Raw genomic sequence first — 16,252 nt, forward strand, 5'->3', positions numbered from 1 at the left:
TGCCGGCCCCAGCCGGCCGCACAACTCAGCGGCGCGCGATCAACATGCCGACCAGCAGGCCCACGGCCGCTGCGGCACCCATGGACTGCCAGGGGTTCTCGTGCACGTAGTTGTCCGTGGCGCGACCGGCGGCGCGTGCACGCTCGACCGCAGCTTCCTCAATCTCCAGCAGATTGTCCTTGGCCCGCTCCAGGCTGGCGCGAATACGGCTACGCATCTCGGCCGCGCCTTCTCCGGCATCGCTGGCCGTGGCCTTGAGCAGATCTTCGGCCTCCTGGACCACCGCCTTCAAATCGGCGACCAGGCGCTCCTTGTGCAGTTGTGTGCGGCTCATGCTGTCCTCCTTGGGCTCTGACAAAGTTAAACCATAGCGCGATTGCGCCGCATCGGATTGCCCCAGGTCAAGCCATGTCCGGCTTCACAGCAGGGTATCGGCCGGCACGTAGGCGTAGCCCAAATCCCGCGCCACGGCCTCGTAGCAGACCTTGCCCAGGGCCACGTTCAGGCCGGCCTTCAGATGCACGTCGTCCTTCATCGCCTGGCGCCAACCCTTGCCGGCCAGCGCCAGCGCATGACCCAGCGTCGCGTTGTTCAGCGCGAATGTCGAGGTGCGCGCGACGGCGCCGGGCATATTGGCCACGCAGTAGTGCACCACGCCGTCGACGACATAGGTCGGGTCGGCATGCGTGGTCGCATGGGAAGTCTCGAAGCAGCCGCCCTGGTCGATGGCGACGTCGACCACCACCGCACCGGCCTTCATGCGCGCGACCATCTCACGCGTGACCAGCTTGGGCGCAGCTGCACCGGGGACCAGCACGCCGCCGATGACCAGGTCCGCCGCCAGCACCGCCGCCTCGATCTCGTGCGCATTGGAGATCAGCGTGGTGATGCGGTTGCCCCAGACATGGTCGAGTTGACGCAGCTTGTCGATGCTCTTGTCCAGCACGGTGACGCGTGCGCCCAGGCCCACTGCCATCTGCAGCGCATTGCTGCCCACCACGCCGGCGCCGATGATCACCACATGGCCGGCGGCCACGCCCGGCACGCCGCCGAGCAGCACCCCCATGCCGCCCTTGCTCTTCTCCAGGTGCGCCGCACCGGCCTGCACCGCCATGCGCCCGGCCACCTCGCTCATCGGCGCCAGCAAGGGCAGGCTGCCCCCCGCGCCGGTGATGGTCTCGTAGGCGACGCACACCGCGCCGCTCTTGACCAACGCTGCGGTCTGCTGAGGATCAGGGGCCAGATGCAGGTAGGTGTAGAGGATCTGGCCTTCACGCAGCATCGCGCACTCCTGCGGCTGCGGCTCCTTGACCTTGACGATCATTTCGCTGTCCGCAAAGACGCTGCCCGCATCCGGCACGATCTCGGCGCCGGCAGCCTGGTACTGCGCGTCAGTGAGGCCGATGGCTACGCCGGCACCGCTCTGCACGAGCACCTGGTGACCATGGCGCGTCAGCTCGCGCACGCTGGCCGGCGTCAGGCCAACGCGGTACTCGTGATTCTTGATCTCCTTGGGGCAGCCGATGCGCATGTGAGTCTCCTGTCTGTTGTGATGGTCTGCCGCACTTGTACTGCGGCCGCCACGCCACTGCCAAGCAGGATTCGCCTTGCTACACGCGCATTAGCGCGGCTGATGACCAAGCGCCGCCGGGACTGGCCAGGCAGGATCGCGGCACGCCTGGCGGCGGCTGGGACACAATCGCCGTCGACGGCTACTCTCAATCGCCGCAACCGGAGCTGAGCATGGCAATCGGAAGCAGCAGAAGGATCCTCGTCGCCCAAGGTGGCGGCCCCACCGCGGTGATCAACCAGTCGCTGGTCGGCGTGGTGCTGGAGGCGCGGCGCCAGCAGCATGTCGAGCGCGTCTATGGCGCCCATCACGGCGTGCGCGGCATCGTGGGCGAAGACTTCGTCGATCTCACGCAGGAGACCAGCCACAACCTCGAGCTGGTGGCGCAGACGCCCTCCTCGGCGCTGGGCTCGACGCGCGACAAGCCCGATGCGGCCTACTGCCACGAGATCTTCAAGGTGCTGCAGGCGCACGAGATCACGCACTTCTTCTACATCGGCGGCAACGACTCGTCGGACACCACGCGCATCGTCGCCCAGGAAGCCGCCGCCGTCGGCTATCCGCTGCGCTGCATCCACATCCCCAAGACCATAGACAACGACCTGGTCGGCAACGACCACACGCCGGGCTTCCCGTCGGCGGCGCGCTTCGTCGCGCAGGCCTTCACCGGCGCGAACCTAGACAACGCGGCGCTGCCAGGTGTCTACGTCGGCGTGGTGATGGGGCGGCATGCCGGCTTCCTCACCGCAGCCTCGGCGCTGGGCAAGAAGTTCGCCGACGACGGCCCGCACCTGATCTACCTGCCCGAGCGGGTGTTCGAGCTGGACCGCTTCCTCGCCGACGTGAAGGCCCAGTACCAGCGCCATGGCCGCTGCGTGATCGCCGTTTCCGAGGGCATCCACGACGCCGCCGGGCAGCCCATCGCCGCGCAGCTGGCCAAGGACCTGGAGCACGACGCGCACGGCAATGTGCAGCTCAGCGGCAGCGGCGCGCTGGCCGATCTGCTGTGCGAGGAGATCAAGGCCCGCTTGAGCATCAAGCGCGTGCGCGGCGACACCTTCGGCTACCTGCAGCGCAGCTTCATCGGCTGCGTCTCCGACGTCGACCAGCGCGAGGCACGCGAGGTCGGCGAGAAGGCCGTGCAGTTCGCCTTCCACGGCGACCGCGACGGCTCGGTGGCGATCAAGCGCACCGGCTTCTATTCGGTGGACTACGAGCTGCTGCCGCTGGAGGCAGTGGCCGGCAAGACCCGCGTGATGGAGGACGAGTTCATCAGCCCCGGCAGCACCGATGTCACCGACGCGTTCCGCATGTATCTTCGCCCCTTGCTGGGCGCCGGCATGCCCGACGCCTTCCGGCTACGACCCAACCCCGTGGCCAAGATCCTGAAGACCGATACCCAGCCCTGAGCCACCAGACGAGGAGCATGACGACCATGACGACCAAACCGACCATCGAATTCAAGCGCCCCGACGGCGGCACGAGCCGCGCCTATCTGGCCGATGCCGGCCCCGGCAAGCCCGGCATCGTGCTGATCCAGGAGTGGTGGGGGCTGAACGAGCAGATCTGCGCAGTCGCCGATCGCTTTGCCGCCGCTGGCTTCACGACGCTGGCGCCCGACCTCTACCGCGGCCGACTGGCCAGCAGCGCCGACGAGGCCAACCACCTGATGACCGGCTTGGACTTCGGCGACGCGACGCATCAGGACCTGGCCGGCGCGCTGGCCTATCTGCAGCCGCGCTGCAGCAAGGTGGGCGTCACCGGCTTCTGCATGGGCGGCGCGCTGACCATCGCCGCGGCCGTTCATGTGAAAGGTTATGCCGCCGCCAGCTGCTTCTACGGCATCCCGCCGGCCGAGTTCGCCGACCCGGCCAAGATCGCCATCCCCTTCCAGGGCCACTTCGCCGATCTGGACGACTGGTGCACGCCGGCGGCGGTGAATGGGCTGGAAGGCAAGCTGAAGGTTCCTGCCGAGATCTACCGCTACCACGCGCACCACGCCTTCTTCAACGAAAGCCGTCCCGAGGTCTATGACGCGGCCTGCGCCAAGCAGGCCTGGGAGCGCACGATCGCCTTCTTCGGCAAGCATCTGGCCTGATCGGCAGGAGCCGCCACTGCCACCGCCGCGGATAAGATTCCTGCCGTCGAAGCATTCCCCAGTCGTCGCAGGATCCGGTCGTGTCTGAGCAGCAGTCCGCCAACGCCGCCAGCGCGGTCCAAGCCTTCCAATCCCTCTACGACCAGGGCAGCTTCGGCGCTCTGCTGCCGCAGCTGCAGCAATGGCTTGCGGCGCCGCCGGAGGCGGCGACCGAGCCGATGCAGCGTGCGCAGGTGTTGGAGTTGCGCTGCCTGGCCAAGCTGGAGCGCTGGGAGGATCTGGCCCGCAAGGGCGGCGTCCTGCTGCGCCAGCCGGAGCTGGCCGACCGTCCCGCAGCGATAGACACGCTGATCCTGCTGTCCTACGGTGAGCTGCAGCTGGGCGACGCCGAGATGAGCCTGCGCGCCGCGCATGCCGCGCTGCAGCTGGCGCTGCGCCTGCGCTCGGCCGAGCATGTGGCACAGGCGCTAGACCGGCTGGCGATGGGCTATCTGTGGCTGGGCGACAGCCTGCTCGCCGAGCGCTACCTGCTGGAGGCCATCGGCTACTGCCATCAGCTCAGCGACCCCGACACCAGCCTGCTGCGCTACTCCAACGGCCTGGTCCTGCTGATCACGATCTACGACGCGCTGCAAGCCGCCGGCCGCAACGACGAAGCGCGCGCGCTGGCTCAGCGCATGCAGCGCTTCGTGAACCAGGGACTCGCGGTTGAGCACCGCGCGCGCCGTCTCTACGAGCGCCGGCTTTGGGCCGCCAATCTGGCACGCTGGCAGGCCCGACGGGACAAGGGCTGCGCCAAGTCCCGAGATCAGCTGCTAGCAGCGCTGGACGAGGCCAGGGAGCGCGGCTGGGGTAATGTGCAGCGCACGCTGAGCCTGGACCTGACGCGCTTCGCGCTCGCCGACGGCCAGCCGGAGCTGGCGCTGCGCTACCTGCTGCAGATGGATGCGCCAGAACTCGGCGCAATGCGCCTGCTGCATGCGCGCTCGCAACAGCAGTTGCTCGCGCGCGCCTATCGTGAGCTGGGCCAGCCCGAAGAGCAGGCCGCTGCCGAGCGACGCCTGGCGGCCTTGCTGCAACGCGAAGCCGCCGCGACCGCCCAGGTGCGCGAACAGCTGCCCGACCTGCACCACGCCATTGCCGAGACGCTCAGCCAGTCGGACCGCCAGTTCATCGACACCGAGATGCGTCGCTTGCGCGAGGCACAGGCACAGGGCAAGGCACTGGAGACCCGCGGCGGCTGATACCCGCAGCGCGCCCTGCGGCTGTCAGCCCTGGCGCTTGGCCAGCAGCGCGCGGCCCACGCGCGAGACCGGCTGCCGGCCTAAAACGCCGGAGATGAAGGCGCCGGCATCGACCAGCTTGTCGATGTCTATCCCTGTCTCGATGCCCAAGCCGTTGAGCATGAACACCACGTCCTCGGTCGCCACATTGCCGGTGGCACCCTTGGCATAGGGGCAGCCGCCCAGGCCGGCGACGCTGGCGTCGAAGGTGTGCACGCCCATCTCCAGGCAGGCATAGATGTTCGTCAACGCCTGGCCGTAGGTGTCGTGGAAATGGCCGCTGACCTCGACCAGCGGATAGTGCTTCAGCGCACGCTCCATCGCCGCCTGGATCTTGCGCGGCGTGCCGACACCGATGGTGTCGGCGATGCCCATATGGTCCACGCCGATGGACTTCATCAGCTGCACCACGCGCTCGACCTCGTCGGCGCTGACCTCGCCCTGGTAGGGGCAGCCCACCGCGCAGGACAGCGCGCCGCGCACCTTGATGCCAGCCTCATGCGCCGCGGCGACCACCGGCGCGAAGCGCTCGATGCTCTCGGCGATCGAACAGTTGATGTTCTTCTGCGAGAAGGCTTCCGAGGCCGCGGCGAACACGACGATCTCGTCGGGCTGGGTCGGCAGCGCGCTCTCCAGGCCCTTCATGTTCGGCGTCAGCACCGAGTAGCGCACGCCGGCGCGGCGCTCGATGGCAGCCATCACCGCGGTGTTGTCGGCCATCTGCGGCACCCACTTCGGACTGACGAAGCTGGTGACCTCGATCTCCTTCAGGCCGGCGTCCTGCAGCATCGAGACCAAGCGCGCCTTGTGCTCGGTAGCGACCGGCTCCTTCTCGTTCTGCAGACCGTCGCGCGGGCCGACATCGACCAGGGTCACACGGCTAGGCAAACTGCTCATGAACGTCACCTCTCAGTAGAAAGCTTACTGCTCAGATCCACGCACGCCGCTGGCTTCATCGAGCGGAGCCCGCGGATCGGGCTCTGCCTGGCCGCCGGGCTCGCCCCCTTGAGGGGGCGCGCGAAGCGCGTAGGGGGTGGGCGATCCGTCACTCCAAACGCAAGAGTTCGGCACCATCACCGACCTGGTCGCCGATGGCAAACAGCAGCTCGGCCACCACGCCATCGCGCGGCGCGGCGATGGTGTGCTCCATCTTCATCGCCTCCATCACCGCCAGCGGCTGGCCCTTGGTGATCTTGTCGCCGGGCTGGGCGAGGAAGGCGACCATCTTGCCCGGCATGGGCGCGGTCAGGCGCCCGCCTTCGCCGGCGCCGTCGCCGGCATGGGCGATCACGTCCACCTCGGTCAGCATGGCGCTGCCTTCAGGGGCGAACACCGTCACCTGCTCGCCGACCTTGTAGGTCTTCACCATGACGCGCTGCTGCGCCAATCCCTCACCGAGCAGCAGTTCGTGCGACTCCAGACTGCGCGAATTCACCGCGAAAGGGATCGCCTCGCCGGCCACGGTCAGCTGCATGCCGCCCTGGTGGTGGCGCGACAGCAGCACGGTGTGGTGCTCGCCGTTGAACTCCAGCTCGAAGCGGCGCGCCGACGCGCCGTACATGCGCCAACCATCGCGGCGGCTCCAGGGATCGGCACCCTGGCTGGTGGCCTCCTCGGCCAGCGTGTGCGCGACCACGGCCGCGGCGCTCAGCGCCAGCGACAGCCCCGGCTGGCCGAAGAGCTGGTCCTTCTCGCGCTCGATCAGGCCGGTGTCCAGATCGGCACCGGCGAACGAGGCGGTCGCCGCGCAGCGGCGCAGGAAGGCCACATTGGTCTGCAGGCCGACGATATGCGTGTCGCGCAGCGCCGCATCCAGCCGCGCCAGCGCCTGCGCACGATCCTCGCCCCAGACGATCAGCTTCGCGACCATCGAGTCGTAGTACGGGCTGATCTCGTCGCCCTCGCCCACGCCCGAGTCGATCCGGATGTCACCGCGCTCGAAGCTCACATGCGCGGGCCAGCGCGCCACCTTCAGCGCGCCGGTCGCCGGCAGGAAGCCCGCCTCGGGGTTCTCGGCGCAGATGCGCGCCTCGATCGCATGGCCGCGCATCGCCAGCTCGTCCTGCTTCAGCGGCAGCGGCTCACCGGCGGCCACGCGCAGCTGCCACTCGACCAGGTCCTGCCCGGTGATGGCCTCCGTCACCGGATGCTCCACCTGCAGCCGCGTGTTCATCTCCATGAAATAGAAGCGGCCGTCCTGCTCGGCGATGAACTCCACCGTGCCGGCACCCACATAGCCCACCGCCTTGGCCGCGGCCACCGCGGCGCCGCCCATCTGCGCGCGGCGCTCAGGCGTCATGCCGGGCGCGGGCGCTTCTTCCAGCACCTTCTGGTGGCGGCGCTGCACCGAGCAGTCGCGCTCGAACAGGTAGACGCAGTCGCCATGGCTGTCGCCGAAGACCTGGATCTCGATGTGACGAGGCTTCTGCACATAGCGCTCGATCAGCACCGCGTCGTCGCCGAAGCTGTTGATCGCCTCGCGCTTGCACGAGGCCAGCGCGGCGTCGAACTCCTCGGCCGCGAACACCGCGCGCATGCCCTTGCCGCCGCCACCGGCGCTGGCCTTGATCAGCACCGGATAGCCGATGCGCTCGGCCTCCTTCTTCAGCAGCACCGGGTCCTGGTCGGCGCCGTGATAGCCCGGCACCAGCGGCACGCCGGCCGCTTCCATCAGGCGCTTGGATTCGGCCTTCAGGCCCATGGCCTTGATCGCCGAAGCCGGCGGGCCGATGAAGACCAGGCCCGCGTCGGCGCAAGCCTGCGCGAAGTCCTCGTTCTCGGACAGAAAGCCATAGCCGGGGTGGATGGCCTCGGCCCCGGTGTGCTTGGCCGCATCGATGATGCGCTGCCACTGCAGATAGGAGTCCTTGGGCGCCGGGCCGCCGATCAGCACGGCCTCGTCGCAGGCCTGCACATGCTTGGCGCGCGCATCGGCTTCCGAATAAACCGCCACGGTCTTCACGCCCAGGCGGCGCGCGGTGGCGGCCACGCGGCAGGCGATTTCGCCGCGGTTGGCAATCAGGATCTTCTTGAACATGAGCTTGTCTCCGGAATCTTTGCGCTGGCTTCAGTGGCAGTGGCCGCAGCCCTCGCCCGCCTGCTCCGCGCTGAGCTCGGCCTCGCTGGCGCAATGCATACCCAGGCGATCAAGAAGCGCGCGATCCTTCGCGGCTTGCGGGTTGCTGGTGGTGAGCAGCTTGTCGCCGTAGAACATGCTGTTGGCGCCGGCCATGAAGCACAGCGCCTGCATGGTCTCGGGCATTTCCTCGCGGCCGGCCGACAGGCGCACCATCGCGCGCGGCATGGTGATGCGGGCCACCGCAATCGTGCGCACGAACTCGAAGGGGTCCAGCGCCTCGGTGCCGGCCAGCGGCGTGCCTTCCACCTGCACCAGGTTGTTGATCGGCACGCTCTCCGGATAGGGGCTCATATTGGCCAGCTGCACGATCAGGCCGGCGCGCTGGCGGCGCGTCTCGCCCATGCCGACGATGCCACCGGAGCAGACCTTCAGGCCCACGCCGCGCACGCGCTCCAGCGTGTCCAGACGGTCCTGGTAGGTGCGCGTGGTGATGATCTGGCCGTAGAACTCGGGCGAGGTGTCGAGGTTGTGGTTGTAGTAGTCCAGGCCCGCCTTCTGCAGCTGTTCGGCCTGGCCATCGGCCAGCATGCCGGCGGTCAGGCAGGTCTCCAGGCCCAGCGCCTTGACCTCGGAGATCATCTCGCCGATCGCCTCCAGATGACGCTCCTTCGGCGAGCGCCAGGCCGCGCCCATGCAGAAGCGCGTCGCGCCATTGGCCTTGGCGGCGCGCGCTGCTTCCAGCACCTCCTGCAAGGGGATCAGCTTCTCGGCCTTCAGGCCGGTGTCGAAGTGGGCCGACTGCGGGCAGTACTTGCAGTCTTCCTCGCAGCCGCCGGTCTTGATCGACAGCAGCGTGGACAGCTGCACCGCGTTGGCATCGAAGTTCTCGCGGTGCACCTGCTGGGCGCGGAACATCAGGTCGTTGAAGGGCAGCTCGAACAGCGCGGCCACCTCGTCCACGGTCCAGGGCTTGGCATTGCGGCGCTCGGCGTCGGTGCTCGGCGTCAGCGACTGGACCTGGTTGACTGTCTGCTTCATCGTCGTCGTGCTCATGGGGTGTGCTTCGCTTGTCTGTCTCGTTGAATAGTGATGGTGTCGCCGACCTGGCTCAGTCGGGCTGCGCCGCTTCGATGGCCTGCAGCAGTTCCGCAGGCGAGAGAGAAAGATGGCGCGCGGCGGCGGCCGCGCTGGCCTCAGGAAGGCGGGGCACGAAGCCCCAGCAGGGCGCGGCGAGGCCAGCTTCCAGCGCGCTGAGATTGTCGGCCACATGGGGCTGAGCGGGGTCCACGGTATTGGCCACCCAGCCGGCCAGGCGCAGGCCGCGGGCGCGGATGGCCTCGGCCGTCAGCAGCGCATGGTTGATGCAGCCCAGGCGCAGGCCGACCACCAGCAGCACCGGCAGGCCCAACTCCTGCGCCAGATCGGCGGTGTCCCAGTCCTCGCCCAGCGGCACGCGGAAGCCGCCGACGCCTTCGATCAGCGCCAGCTCGCCCAACGCAGCGCTGGCCTGGATGGCCGCCAGCACCGGTGCGCGCTGGATGTCGCGCCCTTCCAGCCGCGCGGCGATATGCGGCGCGCAGGCTTCGCGAAACTGCAGCGGCCCCACCTGCTCGGGGCTCAGCCCCAGCGTCTGCACCGCGTGCAGCTGGGCGACGTCTTCGTTGACCCAGCGGCCGCTGTCGGCGTCGAAGGTCTGGCCGGCGGCCAGCGGCTTGATCGGCACCACGCGCGCACCGGCCTGCTGCAGCGCATGCGTCAATGCGGCGGTGACGAAGGTCTTGCCGATCTCGGTATCGGTGCCGGTGATGAAGAGGCCTTTCATGGCGTGTGCTCCTGCAGTTCGCGCGCCGCGGCCAGGGTCTGCGCCGCCCGCTCCAGTGTCGCCAGCAGCCTGTCGACATCGGCCGCGCTGTGCGTAGCGCTCAGCGTGATGCGCAGTCGCGCCTGGCCGACCGGCACCGTCGGCGGGCGTATGCCGGGCACGCGCAGGCCGTCGCGCTCCAGCGCGGCGGCCAGCTGCATCGCGGCGCTGTTGCTGCCGACGATCAGCGGCTGGATCGGCGTCTCCGAGGCCGGCAATCGCCAGCCCAGATGCGGATGACGGGCGATCAAGGCCTGCAGGCCGGCGCGCAGCTGCGCACGCAGCGCGCGCAGCTGCTGGCGGCGCTGGCGGCCGGTCTCGTTCGCTATCAGGTCCAGGCTGGTGAGCAGCGCATGCTCAATGGCCGGCGGCGAGGCGGTGGAGAAGATGTAGTTGCGCCCGGCCTGCAGCAGGTAGTCGGCGACGGTCGCGTGCGCGACGACGAAGGCGCCGGACAGCGCCGCGGCCTTGCCCAGCGTGCCGATGACGATCAGCCGCTCGCTGCGCAGGTCGAAATGCTCCAGCGATCCGCGCCCGCGCTCGCCCAGCACGCCGAAACCATGCGCATCGTCCACCACCAGCCAGGCGTCGAACTCTTCGGCCAGCGCCAGCAGCTGCGGCAGCGGCGCGATATCGCCGTCCATGCTGAACACCGCGTCGGTCACGATCAGCTTGATCTTCGCGCGGCTGGATTGCAGCTGGCGGCGCAGCTCGGCCAGGTCCAGGTGTGCATAGCGGCTCACCTCAGCCCTGGCCAGGCGTGCGCCGTCGATCAGCGAGGCGTGGTTGAGCTGCTCGGAAAAGATCTGCGTCTGCTCGTCGCCCAGCGCGGTCAGCACCGCCAGATTGGCCATATAGCCGGTGTTGAAGCCCAGGGCGCGCGCCTGCGGGATATGCGGCATGAACCAGTCGGCCAGCAGCGACTCGACGCGCGCATGCGCCACCGTGTGGCCGCTGACCAGCGGCGAGGCGCCCGAGCCGCCGCCCCACAGCCGCGCACCTTCGGCGATGGCGCTGGCGACGCGCGGATGCGCGGCCAGGCCCAGGTAGTCATTGCTGCAGAACATCAGCAGCTCGCGCGCGATGCCGTCGGCGCCGCGCACGCGCTGGCGCGGCGCAGTCGGGCTCTCGGCCGCGCGCACGAAGCGACGCTGATCGGCCGCGGCGATCGCGTCGAGCTTGGCTTGCAGGTGATCAAGCAGGGAGGAGGACATCGTCAAGCGTCTTGCGCACCGCGTCGGCCAGCCAGTCGGCCGTCGCGGCATCGTCGATCAGATAGGGAGGCATCAGATAGACCGTGCGGCCTATCGGGCGGATCAGCAGCTCGTGCGCACGAGCGGCGAGATGGAAGCGCTCGGCAAAGCCGGGCGGCGCAGCGGGCACCTCGAAGGCCAGGATCATGCCCTGCTGCCGAAAACCCGCCACGCGCGGGTCCTTGGCCAGCGGCGCGAAGGCGCGCGCCAGCAGCTGCGCCTGCTCGGCATTGCGCTGCAGCTGGCCGGCATCAATGCGATCGAGCACCGCATTCGCCGCCGCGCAGGCTGTGGCGCAGCCGGTGTAGGAATGCGAATGCAGGAAGCCGCGACCGACCTCCTCGCTCCAGAAGCACTGGTAGACGGCATCTGTTGTCAGCACCAGCGACAGCGGCAAGGTGCCGGCGGTGATGCCCTTGGACAGCAGGATGAAGTCGGGCCAGTCCTGCTTGGCCTCAGGATCGGTGTGCTGCCACGCGAAGAAACGGCCCGTGCGCCCGCAGCCCACCGCGATCTCGTCGGCGATCAGATGCACATCGAACTCGGTGCACAGCGCACGCAGGCCGCTCAAGTACGCTGGCGAATACATCACCATGCCGGCGGCGCCCTGCACCAGCGGCTCGACGATCACCGCCGCCATCGTTGCGGCGCGCTCGGCCAACAGCGCGCGCATCGCCTGCAGCGCCTGCTGCTCGTTGCCCAGGCGCGCATCGGGCGACTCGACGATGTGCGCGCGCATCAGCAGCGGGTCGTAAGCATCGCGGAACACCGCCACATCGGTGACGGCCAGCGCGCCTATGGTCTCGCCGTGATAGCTGTTCTTCAGGCAGGCGAACTCGCGCTTCTCAGCGCGGCCGCGGTTGCGCCAGCTGTGAAAACTCTGCTTCAGCGCGATCTCCACCGCGCTGGCGCCGTCACTGGCGAAGAAGCAATGGCCCAGCGCATGGCCGGTAAGCGCCGAGAGCCGCTCGGCCAGGCGCACTGCAGGCTCGTGCGTGCAGCCGGCCAGCATCACATGCGGCAGCGTGTCGAGCTGCTGCTTGATCGCCGCGATGACGCCTGCATCCGAGTGGCCGAAGAGGTTGACCCACCAGGAGCTGTTGGCGTCGAAATAGCGCCGGCCCTCGTAGTCGTACAGCCACGACCCCTGCCCGCGCGCGATCGGCAGCGGTGGCACGGTTTCAGCCCGCGCCATCTGCGTGCAGGGATGCCACACCGAATCCAGGCTGCGGCGCTGCAGGTCCGGCTGGCTGGGTTGACCTTCCACTGGGCTCATCGCAGGCAGTTCAGGCCAGCCACGAAGGCTTGGACTTGTTCAAGAAGCTCTGAATGCCCTCGCGCCCTTCGGCGCTGGCGCGGATGTCAGCGATGCGGCGCGCGGTGTCGTCACGCAACTCGGCGCTGATCGGCGCATGCGCCACGTCCTGCACCAGCTTCTTGCAGGCCTTCACCGCGGCCGGGCCGTTGGCCACCAGTGCGGCGCTCAGCGCGTCGACCTTGGCATCGAGCTGTTCCACCGAGTTCGCCAGCTCGTGCACCAGGCCCAGGCGGTGCGCCTCGGCGGCGTCGAAGCGCTCGGCGGTGATGAAGTAGCGGCGCGAGGCCTGCTCGCCCAGAGCGCGCACGACATAGGGGCCGATGGTCGCCGGCAGCAGGCCCAGCTTGGCTTCCGACAGGCAGTAGCCGGCCGTGTCCATCGAGACGACGATGTCAGCGCAGGACACCAGGCCCAGACCGCCGGCATAGACATCGCCCTGCACGCGTGCGATCACCGGCAGCGGGCAGCTGTAGATGCTCCACAGCATCTCGGCCAGCTTGGCCGAGTCGGCATGGTTCTCGTCCCAGCTGTAGCCGGCCATGGCCTTCATCCAGTTCAGGTCGGCCCCGGCGCAGAAGGCCTTGCCCTCGGCGGCAAGCACGATCGCGCGCAGCGAGCTGTCCTGGCCCAGGTTCTTGAAAGCCGCCGTCAGCTCGGCGATCACCGTCTCGTTGAAGGCGTTGCGTACCTCGGGACGGTTCAGCGTGACGCGGGCGACGAAGCCCTGGCGCTCGATCTTCAGCGTGGTGGGTTCGCTCATCGTTCAGCCTCCGCTGCTTACATACGGAAGACGCCGAACTTGGCGTCGGGAATCGGCGCATTCAGCGCGGCCGACAGGCCCAGCGCCAGCACGCGGCGCGTGTCGGCCGGGTCGATGACGCCGTCGTCCCACAGACGCGCACTGGCGTAGTAAGGATGACCCTGATCCTCGTACTGCTGGCGGATCGGCGCCTTGAAGGCTTCTTCCTCGTCCTTGGACCACTGGCCACCCCTGGCCTCGATGCCGTCGCGCTTGACGGTGGCCAGCACGCTGGCGGCCTGCTCGCCGCCCATCACGCTGATGCGCGCGTTCGGCCACATCCAAAGGAAGCGCGGCGAGTAGGCGCGGCCGCACATGCCGTAATTGCCGGCACCGAAGGAGCCGCCGATGATGACGGTGAACTTGGGCACATTGGCGCAGGCCACCGCGGTCACCATCTTGGCGCCGGCGCGGGCGATGCCCTCGTTCTCGTACTTGCGGCCGACCATGAAGCCCGTGATGTTCTGCAGGAAGACCAGCGGGATCTTGCGCTGGCAGCACAGCTCGATGAAGTGCGCGCCCTTGTTGGCGCTCTCGGCGAAGAGGATGCCGTTGTTGGCGACGATGCCCACCGGCATGCCCTCGATATGCGCGAAGCCGCAGACCAGGGTGTTGCCGTAGCGCGCCTTGAACTCGTCGAACTCGCTGCCATCGACGACGCGGGCGATCACCTCACGCACATCGAAGGGCTTGCGCGTGTCGGTCGGGATCACGCCGTGCAGCTCGCTCGGGTCCAGCAGCGGCGCCTTCGGCTCCTGCAGGCGCAGCGGGATCTGCTTGGTCCAGTTGAGATTGCCGACCACGTTGCGCGCCAGTGCCAGCGCATGGGTGTCGTTCTCGGCCAGGTGGTCGGCCACGCCCGACAGGCGCGTGTGCACATCGCCACCGCCCAGGTCCTCGGCGCTGACCTCCTCGCCGGTGGCGGCCTTCACCAGCGGCGGGCCGCCCAGGAAGATCGTGCCCTGGTTCTTCACGATGATGGTCTCGTCGCTCATCGCCGGCACATAGGCGCCGCCGGCCGTGCAGGAGCCCATCACCACCGCGATCTGCGGAATGCCTTGGGCGGACAGATTGGCCTGGTTGAAGAAGATGCGGCCGAAGTGGTCGCGGTCGGGGAAGACCTCGTCCTGGTTGGGCAGGTTGGCGCCGCCGCTGTCGACCAGATAGACGCAGGGCAGGCGGTTCTGCTCGGCGATCTCCTGCGCACGCAGGTGCTTCTTCACCGTGACGGGATAGTAGGTACCGCCCTTGACGGTGGCGTCGTTACAGACGATCACGCACTCGACGCCGTTCACGCGGCCGATGCCGGCGATCATGCCGCCGCCCGGCGCGGCGTTGTCATACATGTTCAGGCCCGCGAGCGGCGCGATCTCCAGGAAGGGCGTGCCGGGGTCGAGCAGCAGCTCCACGCGGTCGCGCGGCAGCAGCTTGCCGCGGGCGGTGTGCTTGGCACGCGCCGCCTCGCCGCCACCTTCGGCGATCTTGGCCAGCCGGGCATTGAGGTCGTCGAGCAGGCCGCGCATGGCCTCGGCATTGGCCTTGAACTCGGCCGAGCGCGGATTGAGCTTGGAGCTGATGACGGGCATGGAATCGTCTCCTGCGGTCTTGCCTGAGCAAGACTCAATAATTCGTGAACGCAGACCAGAAACCTGCAAGCTGCAGGCTGGCAGTCGCTGGCGACTATAACAGTCCTGCCTGCGAATTTGCCGGTCTTGAGCTTTACTCAAAAACTGGTCAGAATCCGCCGCCATGAGCCGCAGCGCCGCCACCGCCACCCCTGCCCGCAAGGCGATCGCGCAGCCGCAGCGCCGCGCGCCCGCCAGCGCCAAGTCCGAGCAGCGGGTGCGCGACATCCTGCGCGTCGGCCGCGCGGTGTTTGCCGAGCTCGGCTACGAGCGCGCCACCACCACCGAGATCGCCCGTCAGCTGGGCATCTCGGAAGCCACGGTGTTCACCTACTTCCGCAGCAAGCGCGACCTGTGCATGCGCGTGATCGCCGACTGGTACGACGAGATCATCGCGACGATGGAAGCCGGCCTGCCCCGCCAGGCGCCGATCCGCGAGCAGCTGGAATTCCTCGTGCGCACCCACCTGCGCCTGTTCCTGATCCAGGGCACGGGGCTGTGCGAGCTGGTGCTGTCCGAAGGCCGCAAGCGCGAGGCGGCGATGACCGGCGAGCTCGGCGCCGAATTCGCACAGACCTTCGTCGAGCTGCAGCGCCGCTACACCGCGCCGCTGATGGATCTGCTCGCGCGCGGCCAGGGCAACGGCCAGATCCGCCAGGACATCCCGCTGCGCCTGCTGCGCTCGCTGGTCTTCGGGCCGATGGAGCACATGCTCTGGGAAGTGATCGTCGCGCGGCGCCAGATCGACGTCGAACAGAGCGCGCGCGACCTCGTCGCGCTGCTCTGGCCGGCGCTGCAGGCGCCCGACGCCGAGTTGCAGCAGCTGCGCGAGCTGCGCCGCACATTGCAGAGTGCCTTGGCGGGCTGATTCGGCGCGGGCGGGCACGGCGCGAATCTGTCACCATTGAGCCGCGCCGCGCAGGCGCCGACTCGATGAGGTGCGGCATGGATCTGGCCGAAGGCATACGCAAGCGCGGATTTCGCAAGTGGTACGAAGGCCAGCTGCTGCGCGGCCATGCGCAGCTGGTGCTGGCCCTGCTGGCCAGTCTGGGCCTGATGATGGCCATCGAGGGCATCGTCACCTTCCGCGACACCCAGACCAAGCTGCTGGACGTGGCGATCTTCCTCGTCTGTGCCGTCATCGGCCTGCGGGCGATCCGCAGCTATGTGCGGCTGCTCGGCCAGGCCGAATCAGCCGCGCAGCAGGCGGACTGCCCGCACTGCGGCACCTACGCCCGCTTCGATCTCCAGGAGTCGGCCAACCCGCAGAGCCTGCATGTGCGCTGCCGCAAATGTGGGGAGCGCTGGCGGATCGAGCTGTAGACGCCTGCCATTACCATCGGCGCTAGTTCGCTGTAGAGAACCG

General features: G+C 68.5%; 15 protein-coding genes. 5 read left to right on the top strand and 10 right to left on the bottom strand.

The window, feature by feature from the left end:
• Positions 1-25: 25 nt before the first annotated feature.
• Together AC2EBS_RS08825 and ald are read right to left on the bottom strand one after the other, a co-directional pair.
• The gene (locus AC2EBS_RS08825; protein ID WP_484728017.1) at positions 26-334 is read right to left on the bottom strand and encodes an ElaB/YgaM/YqjD family protein; all 309 of its coding nucleotides are present in this window, start codon (positions 332-334) and stop codon (positions 26-28) included.
• An 84-nt stretch (positions 335-418) separates the two neighbouring features.
• A complete protein-coding gene (gene ald, locus AC2EBS_RS08830) occupies positions 419-1,531 on the bottom strand; it encodes an alanine dehydrogenase (RefSeq protein WP_484728018.1) in 1,113 nt (370 codons plus the stop codon).
• 212 nt (positions 1,532-1,743) lie between these two features.
• Here ald and AC2EBS_RS08835 point away from each other — a divergent pair, with 212 nt between their 5' ends.
• The 3 genes from AC2EBS_RS08835 (at position 1,744) to AC2EBS_RS08845 (ending at position 4,912) form a co-directional block, all read left to right on the top strand.
• On the top strand, positions 1,744-2,979 hold the full coding sequence (locus tag AC2EBS_RS08835; RefSeq protein ID WP_484728019.1) for a 6-phosphofructokinase: 1,236 nt from the start codon (positions 1,744-1,746) through the stop codon (positions 2,977-2,979).
• Between the two features lie 26 nt (positions 2,980-3,005).
• Positions 3,006-3,668, top strand: coding sequence for a dienelactone hydrolase family protein (locus AC2EBS_RS08840; RefSeq protein WP_484728020.1), 663 nt, complete (start codon positions 3,006-3,008; stop codon positions 3,666-3,668).
• Between the two features lie 80 nt (positions 3,669-3,748).
• Positions 3,749-4,912 (top strand): hypothetical protein, encoded by a 1,164-nt coding sequence (locus AC2EBS_RS08845; RefSeq protein WP_484728021.1) that lies wholly within the window; start codon positions 3,749-3,751, stop codon positions 4,910-4,912.
• Between the two features lie 24 nt (positions 4,913-4,936).
• On the opposite strand, the gene AC2EBS_RS08850 is transcribed toward AC2EBS_RS08845, so the two are convergent.
• The 8 genes from AC2EBS_RS08850 to AC2EBS_RS08885 all read right to left on the bottom strand — a co-directional run bounded on the left by AC2EBS_RS08850 (position 4,937) and on the right by AC2EBS_RS08885 (position 14,847).
• Entirely contained in the window at positions 4,937-5,848 is a 912-nt protein-coding gene (locus AC2EBS_RS08850) for a hydroxymethylglutaryl-CoA lyase (protein WP_484728022.1), read from the bottom strand.
• 148 nt (positions 5,849-5,996) lie between these two features.
• Complete coding sequence (locus AC2EBS_RS08855; RefSeq protein WP_484728023.1) at positions 5,997-7,988, bottom strand: acetyl/propionyl/methylcrotonyl-CoA carboxylase subunit alpha; 1,992 nt, start codon at positions 7,986-7,988, stop codon at positions 5,997-5,999.
• 30 nt (positions 7,989-8,018) lie between these two features.
• Entirely contained in the window at positions 8,019-9,083 is a 1,065-nt protein-coding gene (gene bioB, locus AC2EBS_RS08860) for a biotin synthase BioB (protein ID WP_484728024.1), read from the bottom strand.
• A gap of 55 nt (positions 9,084-9,138) precedes the next feature.
• Complete coding sequence (bioD, locus tag AC2EBS_RS08865) at positions 9,139-9,852, bottom strand: dethiobiotin synthase (RefSeq protein WP_484728025.1); 714 nt, start codon at positions 9,850-9,852, stop codon at positions 9,139-9,141.
• Complete coding sequence (gene bioF, locus AC2EBS_RS08870; RefSeq protein ID WP_484728026.1) at positions 9,849-11,105, bottom strand: 8-amino-7-oxononanoate synthase; 1,257 nt, start codon at positions 11,103-11,105, stop codon at positions 9,849-9,851. Before bioF ends, bioD begins: the two co-directional genes overlap by 4 nt.
• Entirely contained in the window at positions 11,086-12,420 is a 1,335-nt protein-coding gene (gene bioA, locus AC2EBS_RS08875; protein WP_484728027.1) for an adenosylmethionine--8-amino-7-oxononanoate transaminase, read from the bottom strand. Before bioA ends, bioF begins: the two co-directional genes overlap by 20 nt.
• Before the next feature lie 10 nt (positions 12,421-12,430).
• Positions 12,431-13,222: an enoyl-CoA hydratase/isomerase family protein gene (locus tag AC2EBS_RS08880; protein ID WP_484728028.1), complete on the bottom strand. Its 792-nt coding sequence runs from the start codon at positions 13,220-13,222 to the stop codon at positions 12,431-12,433.
• Positions 13,223-13,239: 17 nt separating this feature from the next.
• Positions 13,240-14,847 (bottom strand): carboxyl transferase domain-containing protein, encoded by a 1,608-nt coding sequence (locus AC2EBS_RS08885; RefSeq protein WP_484728029.1) that lies wholly within the window; start codon positions 14,845-14,847, stop codon positions 13,240-13,242.
• 163 nt (positions 14,848-15,010) lie between these two features.
• Between AC2EBS_RS08885 and AC2EBS_RS08890 the strand changes: the two genes are divergently transcribed.
• Positions 15,011-15,754 carry a TetR/AcrR family transcriptional regulator gene (locus AC2EBS_RS08890; protein ID WP_484728030.1) on the top strand — a complete coding sequence of 248 codons (744 nt, stop codon included), beginning with the start codon at positions 15,011-15,013 and terminating at the stop codon, positions 15,752-15,754.
• 77 nt (positions 15,755-15,831) lie between these two features.
• Positions 15,832-16,209, top strand: coding sequence for a zinc ribbon domain-containing protein (locus tag AC2EBS_RS08895; RefSeq protein WP_484728031.1), 378 nt, complete (start codon positions 15,832-15,834; stop codon positions 16,207-16,209).
• Positions 16,210-16,252 lie beyond the last annotated feature (43 nt).

The sequence above is a fragment of the Roseateles sp. T103 genome (assembly GCF_057219915.1).